Source organism: Pseudoxanthobacter sp. (assembly GCF_036822375.1).
Lineage (GTDB): Bacteria > Pseudomonadota > Alphaproteobacteria > Rhizobiales > Segnochrobactraceae > Pseudoxanthobacter.
In genome coordinates this window covers 1-18,716 of sequence record NZ_DAISHT010000059.1, presented here as the reverse complement: position 1 = coordinate 18,716, position 18,716 = coordinate 1, and the positions used below count along the sequence as shown (strand labels likewise).

At 68.8% G+C, this 18,716-nt stretch carries 14 protein-coding genes; 4 read left to right on the top strand and 10 right to left on the bottom strand.

Annotated features, from left to right (window positions below; translation table 11 throughout):
* The 5 genes from V7067_RS08025 to dusB all read right to left on the bottom strand — a co-directional run.
* On the bottom strand, positions 1–1,843 hold a 1,843-nt coding region (locus V7067_RS08025; protein ID WP_334175369.1), incomplete at its 3' end, for a PBP1A family penicillin-binding protein.
* A gap of 438 nt (positions 1,844–2,281) precedes the next feature.
* The gene (locus V7067_RS08020; RefSeq protein ID WP_334175368.1) at positions 2,282–3,700 is read right to left on the bottom strand and encodes an N-acetylmuramoyl-L-alanine amidase; all 1,419 of its coding nucleotides are present in this window, start codon (positions 3,698–3,700) and stop codon (positions 2,282–2,284) included.
* 98 nt (positions 3,701–3,798) lie between these two features.
* The gene (gene ntrC, locus V7067_RS08015) at positions 3,799–5,241 is read right to left on the bottom strand and encodes a nitrogen regulation protein NR(I) (RefSeq protein WP_334175367.1); all 1,443 of its coding nucleotides are present in this window, start codon (positions 5,239–5,241) and stop codon (positions 3,799–3,801) included.
* A gap of 119 nt (positions 5,242–5,360) precedes the next feature.
* Entirely contained in the window at positions 5,361–6,563 is a 1,203-nt protein-coding gene (locus V7067_RS08010) for a nitrogen regulation protein NR(II) (protein WP_334175366.1), read from the bottom strand.
* A complete protein-coding gene (gene dusB / locus V7067_RS08005; protein ID WP_334175365.1) occupies positions 6,563–7,630 on the bottom strand; it encodes a tRNA dihydrouridine synthase DusB in 1,068 nt (355 codons plus the stop codon). Before dusB ends, V7067_RS08010 begins: the two co-directional genes overlap by 1 nt.
* Positions 7,631–8,017: 387 nt before the next feature.
* Between dusB and V7067_RS08000 the strand changes: the two genes are divergently transcribed.
* From V7067_RS08000 to rnd, 3 genes are all read left to right on the top strand, one after another.
* On the top strand, positions 8,018–9,259 hold the full coding sequence (locus V7067_RS08000; RefSeq protein WP_334175364.1) for a bifunctional 2-C-methyl-D-erythritol 4-phosphate cytidylyltransferase/2-C-methyl-D-erythritol 2,4-cyclodiphosphate synthase: 1,242 nt from the start codon (positions 8,018–8,020) through the stop codon (positions 9,257–9,259).
* 15 nt (positions 9,260–9,274) lie between these two features.
* Positions 9,275–9,772: a nicotinamide-nucleotide amidohydrolase family protein gene (locus tag V7067_RS07995; RefSeq protein WP_334175363.1), complete on the top strand. Its 498-nt coding sequence runs from the start codon at positions 9,275–9,277 to the stop codon at positions 9,770–9,772.
* Between the two features lie 90 nt (positions 9,773–9,862).
* Positions 9,863–11,113, top strand: a complete 1,251-nt coding sequence (rnd, locus tag V7067_RS07990; protein WP_334175362.1) for a ribonuclease D — start codon at positions 9,863–9,865, stop codon at positions 11,111–11,113.
* Between the two features lie 157 nt (positions 11,114–11,270).
* Here the strand turns inward: rnd and V7067_RS07985 are convergent, their stop codons facing one another.
* From V7067_RS07985 to V7067_RS07965, 5 genes are all read right to left on the bottom strand, one after another.
* Positions 11,271–12,782 (bottom strand): Ppx/GppA phosphatase family protein, encoded by a 1,512-nt coding sequence (locus V7067_RS07985; RefSeq protein ID WP_334175361.1) that lies wholly within the window; start codon positions 12,780–12,782, stop codon positions 11,271–11,273.
* Between the two features lie 52 nt (positions 12,783–12,834).
* Entirely contained in the window at positions 12,835–15,039 is a 2,205-nt protein-coding gene (locus V7067_RS07980) for an RNA degradosome polyphosphate kinase (RefSeq protein ID WP_334175360.1), read from the bottom strand.
* Positions 15,040–15,123: 84 nt separating this feature from the next.
* Positions 15,124–15,831 carry a hypothetical protein gene (locus V7067_RS07975; RefSeq protein WP_334175359.1) on the bottom strand — a complete coding sequence of 236 codons (708 nt, stop codon included), beginning with the start codon at positions 15,829–15,831 and terminating at the stop codon, positions 15,124–15,126.
* A 1-nt stretch (position 15,832) separates the two neighbouring features.
* The gene (locus tag V7067_RS07970) at positions 15,833–16,915 is read right to left on the bottom strand and encodes an AI-2E family transporter (RefSeq protein ID WP_334175358.1); all 1,083 of its coding nucleotides are present in this window, start codon (positions 16,913–16,915) and stop codon (positions 15,833–15,835) included.
* The gene (locus tag V7067_RS07965; protein WP_334175357.1) at positions 16,912–17,514 is read right to left on the bottom strand and encodes a CDP-alcohol phosphatidyltransferase family protein; all 603 of its coding nucleotides are present in this window, start codon (positions 17,512–17,514) and stop codon (positions 16,912–16,914) included. Before V7067_RS07965 ends, V7067_RS07970 begins: the two co-directional genes overlap by 4 nt.
* A gap of 377 nt (positions 17,515–17,891) precedes the next feature.
* Between V7067_RS07965 and purM the strand changes: the two genes are divergently transcribed.
* Positions 17,892–18,716, top strand: an 825-nt coding sequence (gene purM / locus V7067_RS07960) for a phosphoribosylformylglycinamidine cyclo-ligase (protein ID WP_334175356.1), incomplete at its 3' end; no start/stop codon positions are given.

The window sequence follows — 18,716 nt, the reverse complement described above, 5'->3', positions numbered from 1 at the left end:
GAATGCGGTCGATCAGGGTCGGCACCACCTTCTTGCCGCCGTTGGCGATGATCGCGTAAGCGGTCGTCATGCGCAGCACGGTGGTCTCGCCGGCCCCGATCGCCATCGGCAGGTAGGGCGGCAGATTATCGTAGATGCCGAAGCGCTTGGCATATTCCGACACCAGCGGCATACCGATTTCGTTGGCGAGCCGGATGGTCATCAGGTTGCGCGAGCGCTCCACGCCGAGACGCAGCGTCGAGGGGCCGGCGAACTTGCCGCCATAGTTCTTCGGCGTCCAGTAGCCGCCGTTGCCGTCCGGGAACGAAATCGGCGCATCGAGGATGACGGTTGCCGGCGTGTAGCCGTTGTCGAGCGCCGCCGCATAGACGAACGGCTTGAACGACGAACCCGGCTGGCGCATGGCCTGCGTGGCGCGGTTGAACTCGCTCTGGGCATAGGAATAACCGCCGACCAGCGCCAGCACGCGGCCGGTGTGCGGGTCCATCGCCACCATGGCGCCGGAAACTTCCGGCACCTGCCGCAGACGCCACTGCCCGTCCGGATCGCCGGCAACGTGCTCCACATAGACGACGTCGCCGGGCGCCAGCATGTCGGAAAGACGGCTGGCCGAGCGGGTCGGCTTGTCGCCCTTGCCGTCCTTCACCCGGCGCCACGGCACGTCGGCACGCAGGATGCGGCCGCGCTCGCGGTCGGTCACGAGGCGGCCGGAGCCGTCGCGCGCCGGCTGCAGACCGATCTCGGCCTCGCTGGCATTGACGGAGAGCACCACCGCCACCCGCCAGTCGGGCAGGTCGTAGAGCGTCGGCACATCGCCGACAGCCGCGCCCCAGTCGGCGCCGGGCGTCAGTTCAACCTGCCTGACGGGGCCGAGCCACGCGCCGCGGCTGGTATCGAAACGCTGCAGGCCGGCATTGAGCGTCTTGCGCGCCAGCACCTGCAGGTTCGGGTCAAGGCTGGTGCGCACCGAAAGGCCGCCGCCATAGAGCCGCTTCTCGCCATAGAGATCGGCGATCTTGCGACGCACCTCCTCGGCGAAATAATCGGCCGCGAACATGTGCGGGGCGCTGTCGCGGGTGATCACGTCCAGCGGCTCGGCCTTGGCGGTCTCGGCCTGCGCCTTGGTGATGATGCCGTCTTCCGCCATGCGGTCGATCACCCAGTTGCGGCGTTCGACGGCGCGGTCGTGATAGCGGAACGGATTGTAGTTGTTCGGCGCCTTCGGCAGCGCGGCAAGATAGGCGGCCTGCGCGATGGAGAGTTCCTGCACCGACTTGCCGAAATAGTCGAGCGCGGCCGCCGCCACGCCATAGGAGCCGCGGCCGAGATAAATCTCGTTGAGGTAGAGTTCGAGAATCTTTTCCTTGGAATACGCCTGTTCGAGGCGCAGCGACAGGATCAGCTCCTTCAGCTTGCGCTCAAGACTGACCTCGTTGGTCAGGAAAAAGTTCTTCGCCACCTGCTGGGTGATGGTCGAGGCGCCGATGGGGCGCCGGCCGCTGCCCTGATTGCGATAGTTGGTCAGCAGCGCCCGCAGGATGCCCATCGGGTCCACGCCGGCATGGGAATAGAACGACTTGTCCTCGGCGGCGAGGAAGGCATTCTTCACCAGATCGGGAATGGTCTGGATGGGCAGGAACAGGCGCCGCTCGGTGGAATATTCCGCCACGAGGCTGCCGTCGGCCGCATGCACGCGCGTCATCACCGGCGGCTCGTAGCGCCGCAGGGCGGTATAGTCCGGCAGCGAGGCGGAGATCTGCGAAATGTACCAGGCGGCCACGCCCGCGGCGATCAGGCCGAGAACGATGGCAATGCCGAATACATAACCGATTGAACGCAGAATGAACGTCATCGCAGCGGCTCGCTACCCGTCACAACGCACGCCCGCCGCAGCACCGGCGGGCACGCCTCAATCCATCGATCCGGGCTGCTTCGGCGGCGTGAAAGGCGGATTTGCCGCCCGGCCCCGAAAGCCCCCGGCACAAGGGTGCAGAAAGCCGGTCGCGCCGGCCTCCTGCGGCAGTCATCGCCGGCAGGCCGGCTCTTCCGCACGACAGGGGACATCCGGCCGCAAGGGCCACACGTCACACTCGAATCGTCTGCAGACGGGCAGACGAGAACATGCAATTCCGACCATTCAAAGGCTTCGCGGGCTGGCGCAGACCACAGAAAGGTGAAGGCTGAGTTAAGCCTGCCTCCCCGCCTTGGCAAGCAGGCCGGCCGGCCGCGCCGGCGGCAGCCGCCTGTCGTTGCCGTTCTGCAACGCCCCCGCAGCGCCGCCTCAGCCCCCGCTGCCCGCCGGCCGGGCGGCAAGGCGGGGGGCGAAGAACGTCTCGATGGCCTGCACCGTGGCATCCACCATGCGCTCGCGCCAGGCCGGCGCGGTGAGCTGCATCACGTCGTCCGGGTTGGTCATGTAGCCGAGTTCGACCAGCACCGAGGGCACGTCGTGGGCCCGCAGCACCATGAACCCGGCCGCACGCTGCGGGTTGATGGTGAGCTGCGTCACGTCGCGCAGGCGGGCGGCGAGCTCCTCTGAGAAGCGGTGGGAATAATTGCGGGTCTCGCGGCGGGCGAGATCGACCAGAATGTCGGTCACCGTATCGGAGGTTTCCGGCAGGTCGACGCCGGCGATGACATCGGACTTGTTCTCCAGCGCCGCCACCGCCGCCGCCTCGGCATCCGAAGCCCGGTCGGAGACGGTGTAGATGGTGGCGCCGCGCACATAGTCCTGCGGCGCGGAATCGGCATGCACGGAGATGAACAGGTCGGCCGCCTGACCGCGCGCGATTTCCACCCGGCGGCCGAGCGACAGGAAAGTGTCGTCGGAGCGGGTGAGAAACACCAGATAGCGCCCCGTCAGGTCGAGCCGCTCCTTCAGCCGCTGCACGAACGGCAGCGTGATATCCTTTTCCTTGTCGCCCTTTTCCGACACTGCGCCGGTGTCGATGCCGCCGTGGCCGGCATCGAGCACGATGACGGGCAGCACCCGGGTCGCATCGCCGCTGCCGGGGGCAGCCGCCTGCACCCGCGGCCGGCCGGCGCGGGCATGGGCAACGGCGGCGTTGAACGCCTTCGGGCTGGTGCGCACCAGATCGACCACCAGCCGGGCGGGCTGGCCATCCTGCGCCTTCAGCACGAACGCCTTGTCGATGGCCACCGGCCCGGTGGCATCGATGACGATGCGCGACTTGCCGGGCGCGATCAGGCCATAGCGCCAGCGCGCCACCAGCCCCCGGCCCTGCTCGCCGCTTCCCTCCGGCAGATCGAAACGCATCTCCGGCAGGTCGATCACCACACGCTCGGGATCGGACAGCGGAAAGGTACCGATGGGAACGGAGGCGCTCAGATCCACCACGAGGCGTGTGCGCTCGCCGTCGCCGGCCACGCGCGCGCCAAGCGCATGCACCACCGGCGCAGACGGCGCGGCGCCGCCGCCGGCACCGGGTGCGGCCTGCTGCGCCACCGCCGCGGCGGTGGCAGCGGCCGCCGCCGGAGGCAGATCGGTCGTGGCCGCGGCAACGACAGCGGTTTCGCCCGCCGCAGCGTGGCTGCGGCCGCCCGAGCCGCCGTCGAGGGCGAAGAGCCCGAGGGCTGCGGCCACCGCGGCGCCCAGCAGGGCACGCGACACCAGCGCGCCGCGGCGATGCCTGCGGCGACCGGCTCCGGTTTCCTCGGCGCGATCGGTCCTGTCGGTCAATGCTCACCTTCCGGCACAGGGCTGCCCCCGGCGGGGCGGCCTGTCTTTTCCCAGCGCCGTTCTAGCCGACCCGGCCGGCCGGGAAAATCACCTTCCCGTCAGCGGCTGGCGCGGATCACCTGAATGTCGAGATCGCGGATCTTCTTGCGCAGGGTGTTGCGGTTCACCCCCAGAAGCTCCGCGGCCTTGATCTGGTTGCCGCGCGTGGCCGCCAGCGCTGCTCCGATCAGGGGATATTCCACATCCTTTAAGATGCGGTGATAAAGGCCGGGCGGCGGCAGCTCCTCGCCGAAGCCGGAGAAATACTCCGCCAGATGGCGTTCCACGGCCGCCGACAGCGTTTCCTCGCCGGCCGGCACGTCGCCGGCCGGGGCCGCCTGCTGCGGCTCCAGTTCGGCTTCGATGAGCTGAGCGGTGATGACATCCTGCGGATAGAGCGCGGTCAGGCGGCGGACGAGATTCTCCAGCTCGCGCACGTTGCCCGGCCAGCGATATTGCTTCATCCGCTCCAGCGCTTCGTTCTCGATGTGCTTGGCGGGCAGCCCCTCCTTCTCCGACAGCGCGAAGAAGTGGCGCACCAGATCGGGAATGTCCTCCGCACGCTCGCGCAGCGGCGGCAGGCGGATCGGCACCACGTTGAGGCGGAAGAACAGATCCTCGCGGAACAGGCCCTGATTGATGAGCGTGCGCAGATCCTTGTTGGTGGCCGCAACGATGCGCACGTTGGTGCGGATCGGGGTGCGCCCGCCCACGGTGGTGTATTCGCCCTGCTGCAGCACGCGCAGCAGGCGGGTCTGTGCCTCCATCGGCATGTCGCCGATTTCGTCGAGGAACAGCGTGCCGCCTTCCGCCTGCTCGAAGCGGCCGGCGTTGCGCGCGGAGGCGCCGGTGAACGCGCCCTTCTCGTGGCCGAACAGCTCCGACTCGATCAGATCGCGCGGGATGGCCGCCATGTTGATGGCCACGAACGGGCCGTTGCGGCGCTTGCCGTAATCGTGCAGCGCGCGGGCGACCAGCTCCTTGCCGGTGCCGCTCTCGCCGACGATCATCACCGTCAGGTCGGTCTGCATCAGGCGGGCGAGGATGCGGTAGATATCCTGCATGGCGGCCGAGCGGCCGACCAGCGGCATGTTCTCGCCCGGCTCTTCCGGCGTCATCAGGTTGCGCCGGGCCTTGGGCTCGGCCAGCGCCCGGCCGACGATGGAGATCAGCTCCTTCAGGTCGAACGGCTTGGGCAGATATTCATAGGCGCCGCGCTCGGAGGCGCGGATCGCCGTCATGAACGTGTTCTGCGCGCTCATCACCACCACCGGCAGTTCGGGGCGGATCTTCTTGATGCGCGGCAGCAGATCGAACGCGCTCTCGTCCGGCATCACCACATCGGTGATGACGAGATCGCCTTCGCCCTGCGCCACCCACCGCCACAGCGTGGCTGCGTTGGAGGTGAGCCGCACCTCATAACCGGCGCGCGACAGCGCCTGATTGAGCACGGTTCTGATGGCGGAATCATCGTCCGCAACGAGGATCTTGCCGTTCGACATCTGAAGCGCCCCGCGCCGGGACCTCCTCGCTAGAGCCTGCTCCCCGGGGCACCCGCATCACTGCGGCCGCTGCCCGGACGAATGGACCGGTTCCCCTCTCCCGGCCTCCCCTTTTTTTGTCACTTGCCGGCGCTGTAGGCCGGCATCAGCACGCGGAACACAGTGCGCCGCGGCTGCGATTCGCATTCGATGACGCCGCCGTGATCGCCCACGATCTTGGCCACCAGAGCCAGCCCGAGGCCGGTGCCGTTGGTCTTGGTGGTCACGAACGGATCGAACAGGTGCGGCAGCAGATCGGGCGGCACGCCCGGCCCGTTGTCGCGCACGCAGAATTCCATCGGCAGGCTGACACGGTTGCGGCTGCCGGGCACCGAAAGCCGCACGCCCGGCCGGAACGCCGTCGACAGCACGATCTCGCCGTCCGGATCGGGGCCGATCGCCTCGGCCGCGTTCTTCACCAGATTGAGGAACACCTGAATGAGCTGGTCGCGGTTGGCATGGACCGGCGGCAGCGAGGGGTCGAACTCGGCCAGAATGCGGATGTTGCGGGCAAAGCCGTTCTCGGCGATGCGCTTCACATGATCGAGCACGACATGGATGTTGACCGGCTCGCGCTCGATGGGGCGCTCGTCGGAGAACACCTCCATGCGGTCGATCAGGCGCTTGATACGGTCGGTCTCTTCGGTGATCAGCTGGGTGAGCGCGCGGTCTTCCTCGCTGACCGTCGGCTCCAGCAACTGGGCGGCGCCGCGGATGCCGGACAGCGGATTGCGAATTTCGTGGGCCAGCATCGCCGCCAGCCCGGTCACCGTGCGGGCGGCCCCGCGCGAGGTGAGCTGCCGGTCGATCTTGTCGGCCATCGAGCGTTCCTGCAGCATCACCAGAACGCTGCCCGGCCGCTCCGGCAGCGGGCCGGCATAGATATCCACCACCCGTTCCGCGCCGATGCGCGGCGAGCCGATGTCGACCTTGTATTCGCTGACCGCCGCGCCGCGCTCGCGCGCCTGATCGATCAGCGCCACCAGCGGGCTGCCGAAGGGAATGATGTCGGCAATGGCATGGCGGGTCAGCACCATTTCGCTGGCCTGAAAGAACTCTTCCGCGGCGTCGTTGGCCACCAGAATCGTGCCGTCGCGATCCACCAGCACCACCGGGTGCGGCAGCGCATCCACCAGCGCTGCGCCGAGCGCGGCGGCAAGGCCGCCATGACCCGCGCTGCCGTGACCCGCGCCGCCATGACCCGTGCTTCCGTGGCCCGCGCTGCCGTGGCCCGCGCCGGTGCTGCCGGATTTCGCGGAACCCGCATGTCCCCTGCCGCTCATCAGGCTGCCATCCTCGTCTCGCCGGCGGCGCCGAACCAGTCGGCCACCAGCCCCATCACCTCGCCTGCGTCTTCGCTTTTCAGAATGCGTGCGCGCAGCGCCCTCAGCCGCGGATCGGCGGAGCCGAGGGCCGCCTGCTCGTTGCCCGGCGCATCGGGCGCGCAGGTGCCGTTTTCGAAGGCATCGAGCATCCACGAGATGTGCTTGCGCGCCATGCGCACACCGATGCGCACGCCGTGGTGCGACAGCATCGCGTCATATTGCTCGCACAGCAGCGCGAAGCGGGCTGCCGCATCGGGTTCCGGCAGCACCGCACCGGTGGCGAGATAATGCGCCACCTGCCCGGGAAACCACGGCCGCCCGTAGGCACCGCGGCCGATCATCACCGCATCGGCGCCGGAGGCCGCCAGCATGGCATCGACATCGCGCACATCCATCAGATCGCCGTTGGCGACCAGCGGCACGGAAACCGCCTCGCGCACCGCGCGGATGGCCGCCCAGTCGGCCCGGCCCTTGTAGAACTGCCGGCGCGTGCGGCCGTGCACCGTGATCATGGCAACGCCGGCGGCCTCGGCGCGACGGGCGATTTCCGGCGCGTTGATCTGCGTCTCGTCCCAGCCAAGCCGCATCTTCACGGTCACCGGCACCGTGACGGCACCGACCACCGCCGCGATCAGTTTCAGCGCATGGTCGGGGTCGCGCATCAGCGCCGAGCCGGACCAGCCGCCCACCACCCGCTTGGCCGGGCAGCCCATGTTGATATCGACAATGGCCGCGCCGCCGGCCTCGGCCAGACGCGCGCCTTCGGCCATCGCCTCCGCCGTGCAGCCGGCGAGCTGCACCACATGGGGCTCCACATCGCCGGCCATGGCGCGGATCAGGCTCTCGCGGTTGCCGAGCGACAGCGAATCGCCGGCGACCATCTCGCTCACCACGAGGCCCGCCCCGCAGCGGGCGGCAAGGCGACGAAACGGCAGATCTGTGATGCCGGCCATCGGCGCCAGAAAGGCGCGCGATGCCACGCTCACACCGCCGATGCGAAGTGCCCCGCCTGCTGCTGCGTCCAAGCCCGATCTCTCCGTATAAATGACCCGTGCCGGGCGGCTGCCCCGCGACCGTCCGTGCCTGCCGCCGTCCTGCTTCCGGCGGGCTGCCGACCGGCCGTCCGCGCTGCGCAAGCCGGCCTGCGCAGCTTGCCCAGCACATGAGCACCATAGCGCGATGCCCATAATCTAGCCACTCCCTATTGAGGAACAAGAGCTTTCGCAAGCCGAAATGCACGGGTTTTTGCCGTCTGTCCTTGCACGACGCCTCATATTGAGGCCGCACCGGGGTGAATGCCCGCCATGGTGGCAGGCTGCGCGGCGCTGCGGCACCCTTGTGGAGCGCCACAAGGAATCATAGAAGCGGCTCTGCCCGCAGAACAACGGGGCGGCAAGCCGGAGAGCGATCCCATGAGCCCATCCCCTGTCGCCGGCACCGCCGGCGCTTCCCCGGCCCCGCGCGTGGCCGTGGTTGTGGTTGCTGCCGGCCGCGGCACCCGTGCCATGCGCGCCGACGATTCCGCCCCGAAGCAATATGTGCCGATCGGCGGCCGCGCCATCATCGCCGAAACGCTCGGCCGATTCGCCCGCCACCCGCGCATCTGCGCCACGCTTGCCGTGATCCATGCCGACGACGGCGAGGCCTATGCCGCCGCCACCGGCGGCATCGAAGGGCTGATGACGCCGGAGACCGGCGGCGCCACACGCCAGCTTTCCGTACGCGCCGGCCTTGAGCGGCTGGAGCGCGAGCGCGCGCCCGATTTCGTGCTGATCCACGATGCCGTGCGCCCGTTCGTGTCCGATGCCGTCATCGACCGCGTCATCGACGGCCTGACGAGGGCCGACGGCGTGCTGGCCGCCCTGCCGGTTGCCGACACGCTGAAGCGCGTCGGCGAGACCGGGGCCATTACGCAGACCGTGCCGCGGCAGGGGCTGTGGGCGGCACAGACGCCGCAGGGCTTCCGCTTTGCCGCCATTCTCACCGCCCACCGCCGCGCGGCTGCCGCCGGCCTCAGCGAACTCACCGACGATGCCGCCGTGGCAGAGTGGGCCGGACTGGAGGTTCATGTCGTGACCGGAGAAGCCGCCAACACCAAGATCACCACGGTGGAGGACCTGGAGCGCGCCGCCGGCCGGCAGGCGCTGGCCCGCCAGCTCAGCCTTGGCGACGTGCGCGTCGGCACCGGGTTCGATGTCCACACCTTCGGCCCCGGCACGTTCGTCACGCTCGGCGGTATCGAAATCCCCCACACCCACGGCGTCGTCGGCCATTCCGATGCCGACGTGGTGCTGCACGCCCTGACCGATGCTGTGCTCGGCGCCATCGGCGACGGCGATATCGGCCAGCACTTCCCGCCCTCCGATCCGCAGTGGCGCGGGGCGGCCTCGTCGCTGTTTCTGGCCGATGCCGTGCGGCGCGTGCACGCGCGCGGCGGCGTCATTGCCCAGCTCGATGCCACGGTGGTGTGCGAGGCGCCGCGCGTCGGCCCGCACCGCGAGGCGATGAAGGCAAAGATCGCGGCCATCGCCGGCATCGCGCCCGACCGCGTCGGCATCAAGGCCACCACCAGCGAGGGCCTCGGCTTCACGGGCCGCCGCGAAGGCATCGTCGCCATGGCCACCGCCACCGTCCGCCTGCCGCTGACCGACTGAACCCGGAGCGCCGCCATGACCGATCTTGCCCCGCTCGTTCCCGCCGCAACCGCGCTGCTGGCCCGCGCCCGCGCCGCGGGGCTGATGATCGCCACCGCGGAATCCTGCACCGGCGGCCTCATCGCCGCACTGCTGACCGAGATCGCCGGTTCCTCCGATGTGGTGGAGCGCGGTTTCGTCACCTATTCCAACGCCGCCAAGAGCGAGGCCATCGGCGTGCCGGCGGCTCTGATCGCCACCCATGGCGCCGTCAGCCGCGCCGTGGCGGAGGCGATGGCCGAGGGCGTTCTGGCCCGCTCGCACGCCGATCTGGCCGTGGCGGTGACCGGCGTTGCCGGCCCGGGCGGCGGCAGCGCGGAAAAGCCGGTCGGCCTCGTGCATCTGGCGGCGGCCCGCCGCGGCGGCGAACGGCTGCATCTTGAGGCCCGCTACGGCGATATCGGCCGCTCTGCCGTGCGTCTTTCGACAGTAAAGGATGCCCTGCGCTTGCTCGAACGCCTTATCGGCGTTTGACTGTCGTTTCAGACCGAATCGCCGCTGCCCTTCCCCTCCTCCCCGACAAGGGCCTTGTCTGCCGGCGACACCAACCGGACACGGCCGCTCATGGTTTCGACGATCACTACCACTGCCGCTCTTGCTGAAGCCTGTCAGCGGCTGGCTGACCACGTTTTCATCACCGTCGACACCGAGTTCCTGCGGGAAACGACCTTCTGGCCGAAGCTGTGCCTCGTGCAGGTGGCAAGCCCGGCCGAGGCGCTGCTGATCGATCCGCTTTCCCCCGATCTGGACCTGAAGCCGCTGTTCGACCTGATGGCCGATCCGGGCGTGGTGAAGGTGTTCCACGCCGCGCGGCAGGATATCGAGATCTTCCATCACCTCTCCGGCTCGATCCCGGCACCGATCTTCGACACGCAGGTTGCCGCCATGGTGTGCGGCTTCGGCGATTCGATTTCCTATGATCAGCTCGTCGCCAAGATCACCGGAACGCACCTCGACAAGTCGATGCGCTTCACCGACTGGTCGCAGCGCCCGCTCAGCGACGTGCAACTGGCCTATGCGCTGGCCGACGTGACCCACCTGCGCGATGTCTACGCCCACCTTCTCGCCGATCTCGACGCCAAGGGTCGCGATGGCTGGGTGGCGGAAGAAATGGCGGTGCTGACCTCGCCAGAGACCTACGAGACCGACCCCGACAAGGCGTGGCAGCGCCTCAAGATGCGCGTCAAGAAGCCGATCGAACTGGCTGTTCTGAAAGAGCTTGCCGCCTGGCGCGAGCGCGAGGCGCAGGCGCGTGACGTGCCCCGCGGCCGCATCCTGAAGGATGATGCCATCTACGAGATCGCCGCCCGCCAGCCGCGCGATTCCGCCGCCCTCGGCACGCTGCGCACCATTCCGCGCGGTTACGAGCGCTCCCGCACGGGAACCGACATCGTCGCTGCCGTGGCGCGGGCGCTGGCGCTGCCCGCCGGCTCGCTGCCGGGCCTGCCCGCCACGCGCCCGGTGCCGGAAGGCTCCAACGCCGCCACCGAGCTTCTGAAGGTGCTGCTGCGGCTGATCGCGGAAGAAAACGGCGTTGCCGCCAAGGTGCTGGCCACCGTCGACGATCTGGAAGCCATCGCCGCCCGCGGCGAGGAAGCGGAAGCGGAGGCGCTGAAGGGCTGGCGGCGGGAGATGTTCGGGCAGCCGGCGCTGGACCTGCGCGCCGGCCGGCTGGCGCTTGCCTTCGACGGCCGCCGCGTGACCCTGCTGGCGCTTGAGGAATCGATTGCCGTTCCCGGCGCCCCGGCCCGCCGGCCCAAGCGGCGGCGGCCGCCGCGCCGCGGCGATGCGGAGACCCCGGCATCCGAGGCCTGACAGGCGTGCGGGCAGAACAGCCGCGCAGCCTGAGAGAAGACGGCCGCGCCGCCTGAGAGCGCCCCGGAAAGCGAAAAGACCGGCCCGCAGCGCCTGCCGCGGGCCGGTCTTTTTTTTCTTTCCGGGCATCGCTCCCGGGGCGCATTCACCGGCGCGTTCAGTCGAGAACGGCCACCTCGCTCGACATCGCCACGAGCCGGGCCAGCTGATCCAGCCGCTTGCGCACGATTTCGCCGTCAAGCGCGGCGAGGTCGGCCGGCAGGCCCAGCACCAGACGATCCGAGACCGCCTCAAGCCGCACGCGCCCGATCATGCCGGGGGCCGCAGCCGTCAGCACGGAGGCCAGCCGCAGCGCCGCGCCGAGGCAGCGGGCCCGCTCCTTGAGCCGGCTGGAGACGAGCTCGCGCAGCCGCGGGCTGATGGCCTCGTCCACGAGGCCGAAGTGGCGGTAATAGACCGCCATCGCCAGATAGGCGCGGCCGTGGTGGTCGATGCCGGTGAACGCCGCGTTGGAGATGAGCGCCAGGCTCTGCTCACCGCGATAATCCGGATGGGCGCGCCAGCCGATATCCGACAGCAGGCAGGCGGCAATGCGCAGGCGCTCCTCGTCCGCCGTCTCGTCGAGGCCGACGGCGCGGAACACGTCGCCGGTCCAGCTGCCGAGCTCCCGCGTCAGGCGCGGCGAACGGGCCCGCAGCAGCGCCAGTTCCTCCGCAGCCGCCAGCAGCGGGTCACGCACGCGCTCGCGTTCGTCGAGGCGCTCGTAGAGCAGCCCCTCGCGGATGCCCAGTGCCGACACCACCACCGCACGCGGCTTGGCCGCCAGAATGATCTGGCTCAGCACCACCGCGCCGAACGGCAGCAGGGCCCGGCGCTGGCGCGACACCACCTCGACGGAATCGAGCGTTTCGATGGTGCCGCGGGCAACGGCGCGGCAGAACTCCAGCGCCTCGGCGGCCGGAATCGAATACTGGTGCATCACATGCAGCGGATAGCCCGTCTGGAACATGTGCAGGCGGGCAAGCGAGCGCCAGGTGCCGCCGATGGCGTAGAAATCGCGCCCCTGTCCGCGGGCGAGAATTTCGCTGCCGGCGAGCGCTTCGGCCGCCAGCCGCTCCGCCTTGCGCACCGAGCCGTCGGACATGTCCTGCAGGCGCAGCCCGCCCAGCGGATAGGTGCGTCCGGCGCCGATCGCCTCGCCTTCCACATCCACGAGTTCAAGGCTGCCGCCGCCGAGATCGCCGGCGATGCCATCCGGTTTCCAGACGCCGGAGACGATACCGAGCGCGGAGCGCCGCGCCTCTTCCGGGCCGGACAGGATATCGACCGGCACCCGGCAGATGCGCTCCACCTCGGCGATGAACGGCGGGCCGTTTTCCGCATCGCGCGCGGCGGCCGTGGCGATCACGTCGAGGCTGCGCACCTCCATGTGATCGCAGATGGCGCGAAAGCGCGTGACGGCGGCCAGCGCCACCGCCACCGCATCGGTGAGCAGGCGGCCGGACTTGCCGACGCCGCGGCCGAGGCCCGCCAGCACCTTTTCGTTGAACAGCACGGTGGGCGCGCGGCACAGCCGCTCGTAGATCACCAGTCGGACGGAGTTCGAGCCGATGTCGATGACGGCAACCGGCCCGAACCCGGGCAGGCGGCCCGGAGCAAGTTCTACCACGGAACGCCAACCTCCTCAGGGCAGCCGCGCGGGGCTGCTGTCAACGGAAACCTCAGCGGCCGGGCCGCGGGGCAACCGGCTTCGGCCTGTCGGTCTGCAGCGACTTGCCGCGGCCCGAAAGGGACGGGTTCGTCATGAAGAACTCGTGCGCGTTGAATGGCTGTTCCCCTTCGGCCGGGTGAATCCGCCGGTGTCCGCCATCCGGCAGAAGCTGCCAGCTCTGCTCGTTGTCCGCCATGTTCGCGACCATGATCTGATCGAGGATCTGGGCGTGGACAGTCGGATTGAGGATCGGCACCAGCGCCTCGACGCGACGGTCGAGATTGCGCGGCATCAGATCCGCCGAGCCGATATAGACAACCGCCTGCGGCGAGGGCAAGCCGTGCCCGTTGCCGAAGCAGAAGATGCGGCTGTGCTCCAGGAACCGGCCGACGATGGACTTGACGCGGATATTGTCGGAAAGCCCCGGCACGCCGGGCCGCAGGCAGCAGATGCCGCGCACGACGATGTCGATTTCCACCCCCGCCGCGCTGGCGTCGTAGAGCGCGTCGATGATCTGGGCATCGACGAGGGAATTCATCTTCATCCAGATCTGGCCGGGCCGGCCGTTCTGCACATGGGCCTTTTCGGCCGCGATGTGATCGAGAATGCGCTGGCGCAGGGTCAGCGGCGAAATCGCCATGTGCGTCAGCTCGGCCGGGCGGGCATAGCCGGTGATGAAGTTGAAGATGCGCGCCACGTCCTGCCCGATCTCCGGATCGGCGGTGAAGAACGACAGGTCGGTGTAGATGCGCGCGGTGATGGGGTGATAGTTGCCGGTGCCGATGTGGCAGTAGCTGACGAGCCGCCCCCCCTCGCGCCGCACCACCATCGACAGCTTGGAATGGGTCTTCAGCTCCAGGAAACCGAACACCACCTGCGCGCCGGCGCGCTCCAGATCGCGCGCCCAGCGGATGTTGGCTTCCTCGTCGAAGCGGGCCTTCAGCTCCACCAGCGCCGTCACCGACTTGCCGGCCTCGGCCGCCTCGATGAGGGCACGCACGATGGGCGAGTCCTTGGAGGTGCGGTAGAGCGTCTGCTTGATGGCGACGACATCGGGGTCGCGCGCCGCCTGCGCGAGGAACTGCACCACCACGTCGAAGGATTCATAGGGGTGATGAACCACCAGATCCTTCTGACCGATGGCGGCAAAGCAGTCGCCGCCGTGCTCGCGCACCCGCTCGGGGAAGCGCGGGGTGTAGGGCACGAACTTCAGGTCCGGCCTGTCGAGGCTGACGAGGTTGGCCAGATCCTTCAGCGCCAGCGCGCCGTTGACGAGGAAGATCTCCTCGTCCGCCACACCCAGCGCCGAGGCGACGAAGCGCTGCAGCGGCTCAGGCGTGGAGTGTTCGATCTCCAGCCGGATGACGGAGCCGCGCCGGCGGCGCTTCAGCGCCGTCTCGAACAGCCGCACGAGGTCTTCGGCTTCTTCTTCGATTTCCAGATCGGAATCGCGAATCACGCGGAAGGCCCCGTCGCCGGCGACCTGATAGCCGGGGAAGAGCCGGCCGGTGAAAAGCCCGATGGCGTTTTCAAGCGCGATGAACCGCGCCTCGCCGGCAGCGGCATCCTCGCCGGCGGGCAGGCGGATGTAGCGTTCCACCTGCGCCGGCACGCGGATGAGCGCAATCATCTTTTCCCCGCCGGGGGCCACCAGCTCCAGCACCAGCGAAAAGCCGAGATTGGGGATGAACGGGAACGGATGCGCCGGATCGATGGCCAGCGGCGTCAGCACCGGAAAGACGTGGGCCAGGAAAAACGCGTCCAGCCACTCCGCCTCCGCCGGGGTCAGTTCGCCCGGCTCCACCAGAACGATGCCGTGGCCGGCGAGGTCCGTGCGCAGGGCGCGCCACTGGTCCTGCTGGGCGCTCTGCAGCCGGCCGACGGCCTCGCCCACCCGGGTGAGCTGCTCGCGCGGCGTCATGCCGTCGTCGGAGCGCTCTGTGATGCGGGCGCGGAACTGGCCCCTGAGGCCCGCCACGCGGACCATGAAGAACTCGTCGAGGTTATTGGCCGAGATCGACAGGAACCGCAGCCGCTCCAGAATGGGGTGCCGCGTGTTGGCCGCCTCCTCCAGAACGCGCAGATTGAACTGCAGCCATGACAGCTCGCGGTTGACGAACCGGGAGGGATCGTGCCGCAGCTCGCCCGCAGGCACCGCCGGCACCGCTTCGGCGGCCGGGGCGATTTCAGAGATAGCGGCGCTGTCGAGTTCCATGGGGGCTCCGTTTTTCGGAAGTCTTTCTGCAGTGGTGTTATTCCTCCAGTATGACGGTTTTTTCGCAGCCCTCTATGCGGATTGTCATTGTGGATGACCGCGCTCACTTTCCATGCGCGCCATGACATCGGCCACCATTGCCCGCGTCACCGGGCGGCGCAGCGCCAGCGCCAGCCGGTCCACCTGCTCAACCAGCGCGTTGGCGCCTGCGAACGAGCGTTCCATGCGGGCCAGCGCATAGGACAGCACCCCCGGATCGACCACGAGCTGACGATCGGAGAACAGCTTCACCAGCACGCGCAGCAGCAGGCCGTCGTCGGGCTCGTCGATCTCCACCCGCGTTGCCGCGCGCAGCCGCGAGGCGAGGTCTGGCAGCCGCACGCCCCATTGCGAGGGCGGCGTGCGGGCCGACAGGATGAGATGGCCGCCGGCGTTGGCGGCATTGACGAGGTGGAACAGGCCGACCTCGTCAATGGGCCCGCCGTCCACGTCCTCCACCGCCACCGGGCCATGGGCCACGGCGGCCACCGGATCGATGCGGCCGAGATCGGCGGCGGAAAAGATGCTGGCGCCGGTGGCCGCGGCCCACGCGGCGATGAGGTGGCTCTTGCCGGCGCCGAGCGGCCCCCACAGCACCACGATGCGCGCCGGCCACTGCGGCCAGCGGTCGATCAGTTCCAGCGCGGCCCGGTTGGAGGGGCCGACCAGAAAATCCTCGCGGGCAAAGCTGTTTTCGGCCGGCAGCGCCAGCGGCAGCTGACGCGGGGTGCCGGCATCGTCGGGCGGCATCATCTCAACCCGCGCCGTTTGCGTCGCCGTTGCCGCGATAGAGCGGGCTCTCCAGATAGCGCTGCAGGGCAAACCGCGTGAGCACCCCCACCGCCGCCGAGGCCGGCACCGCCACCAGCATGCCGACGAAGCCGAACAGCGAGCCGAACGCGACCAGCGCGAACATCAGCCACACCGGATGCAGGCCGACATGCTCGCCCACCAGCTTGGGCTGAAGAATGTTGCCTTCCATGAACTGCCCCACCGCGAACACCGCGATGACATAGCCGATATGGGGCCAGTCCGGCCAGAACTGGGCAATGCCGACGCCCACCGACATCAGCAGCCCGACCGTTGCCCCCACATAGGGGATGAAGCTGATGAGGCCGATGATGATGCCGATCAGCACCGAGAAATTGAGCCCCACCACGGTCAGGCCCACGGCATAATAAACGCCGAGGATGAGGCACACCGAGACCTGACCGCGAATATAGCCGGAGATGCCGATATTCATCTCTTCCAGCAGCCGGCGGATGGTGTCGGCATGGGCGCGCGGCAGCCAGCCGTCGACCTTGGCGGTCATGCGGTCCCAGTCGAGCAGCAGATAGAACGCCACCACCGGCGCCAGCACCATGAGCGCCATGGAGGAAATGAAGCTCTGCCCGCTCGACCACAGCGAAGCCAGCATCGCCGCCAGCCAGCTTGCCGCGTTGGTGGCCATCGAGCCGAGGGAGTTCTGGATATCCTGCAGCGATTCCCCGATCAGATTGGCGACGGGGCCGTCCTTGAAGGTCGTCACCAGCCAGCGCTGGAGCTGCATGGCATAGCCGGGCAGATTCTGGATGAAGCCGCCGATCTGCTCGCTCACCACCGGCGCCAGCAGCGCAATGGCAAACACCATGATCAGCAGGAACCCGGCCAGCAGGATGAGCGTGGCCGCCAGCCGGTTGAAGCCCAGCTTCTCGATGCTGCCGGCCACGGGATTGAGCAGGTAAGCCAGAATGGTGCCCGCCACGAACGGCAGCAGAATCGTGCGGAACACATAAAGAAACAGGATGAAGGCGACGAGGGCCGAGATCCAGAACAGTACCTGGCGTCCGAGGCTCACGTGGTGCGATCCTTGCCTGTCGGGGGCGGTGCCGGCCGGCTCACGCCCCGCGGTTCCCCGTTGCCGGTGTCGGTCATGTGACCGAGCCATTCCACGACATAGGCAGCCGCCGAAGCCCCCGTCAACCCGGCGACGAGGAAGGCGAGCCCGCTGCGCACGCCCCCGGCCCCGAGGCCGTGCGCAAGGTCGGCAAGAACCACGCCGGCCAGCAGAATCTGCGCAAAGGTGTTGGCCTTGCTGATCTTCAGCGGGCGCATTTCCACCGGGCGGCCCATCACCAGAGCCAGCACGACGGCACCCACGATGAGGATATCACGCGAGACGACGAGCACGACCAGCCAAACCGGCATCGCCGCGATTATGCCGCAGGTGACATAAACCGAAACCAGCAGCGCCTTGTCGGCCAGCGGATCGAGATGCGCGCCGAGGGCGGTTTCCAGACCGAACCGCTTGGCGAGGTAGCCATCCACGGCATCGGAAATGCCGGCGGCGACGAAGACCCAGAACGCGGTGTCATAATCGTGCGTTGCGATCGCCCAGATCACGATCGGCACCGCGATCAGGCGTGCAATGGTGATGAGGTTGGGAACGAGATGCACGGCGCGTCGACTCGTCTGTTGTTCCGGCCGCCGCGCCCTGCCCGGCGCTGCGACGGTTGTTTGCCGCGATAAATGGCGGCTTTCGGCGGGCCTGCGCAAGAGGGGAGCAAAACGGACGCACAGCCGGACGACATAAAGAGGGAAGACACAGAGACCGGCGCCCGCGCGGGCCCGGCGCTGCCATGCCGGGCCGATGCGCCTGCGCGCGGATCCGTGCAGGGCAGATGCGCTTGCGCGCCGGGCCTTGCAGGGCAGATGCGCTTGCGCGCTCTTGCCTTCTCCGCCCCCGCGCTCCATACACCGCTTAGAAAAAAGGGCACGGTGCCGCGGCCTGCGCGCCCCGGCGGCCGCACCTGACGAAAGACGGACCGAGCGACATGAGCCAATCGCAGCCGGGCGGCGGTCAGCCGACGAAACCCTTCACCTATGCCGGCGCGGGCGTCGATATCGACGCCGGCGATGCCCTCGTCAAGGCCATCGGCCCGCTGCTGAAGCGCACCGCGCGCGCCGGGGCGGACGCCGCCATCGGCGGTTTCGGCGGCATCTTCGATCCGAAGGCCGCGGGCTACAGCGATCCCCTGCTCGTGGCCGCCACCGACGGCGTGGGCACCAAGCTGCGGGTTGCCATCGATGCCGGCCAGCATGGCACCGTGGGCATCGATCTCGTCGCCATGTGCGTCAACGATCTGATCGTGCAGGGCGCCGAGCCGCTGTTCTTCCTCGACTATTTCGCCTCCGGCCGCCTCGATGTGGGCGTGGCGACGCAGGTCGTGGATGGCATCGTGGAAGGCTGCCGGCAGGCCGGCGCCGCGCTCATCGGCGGCGAGACGGCGGAGATGCCGGGCCATTATGCCGATGGCGACTACGATCTGGCCGGCTTCTCGGTCGGCGCGGTGGAGCGTGACAATCTGCTGCCGAAGGCGGATGTGGGCGAAGGCGACGTGCTGATCGCGCTCGCCTCCTCCGGCGTGCACTCCAACGGCTTTTCGCTGGTGCGCCGCATCGTGGAGGCCGAGGGACTGGCGCTTTCCGCCCCCTCGCCCTTTGCCGCGGGCCAGACACTCGGCCAGTCGCTGCTGACGCCGACGCGCATCTACGTCCGGTCGCTGCTGACGGTTCTGCGCGATAGGCTTCCCGTCAAGGCGCTCGCCCATATCACCGGCGGCGGCCTGACGGAGAACCTTCCGCGCGTGCTGCCGAAA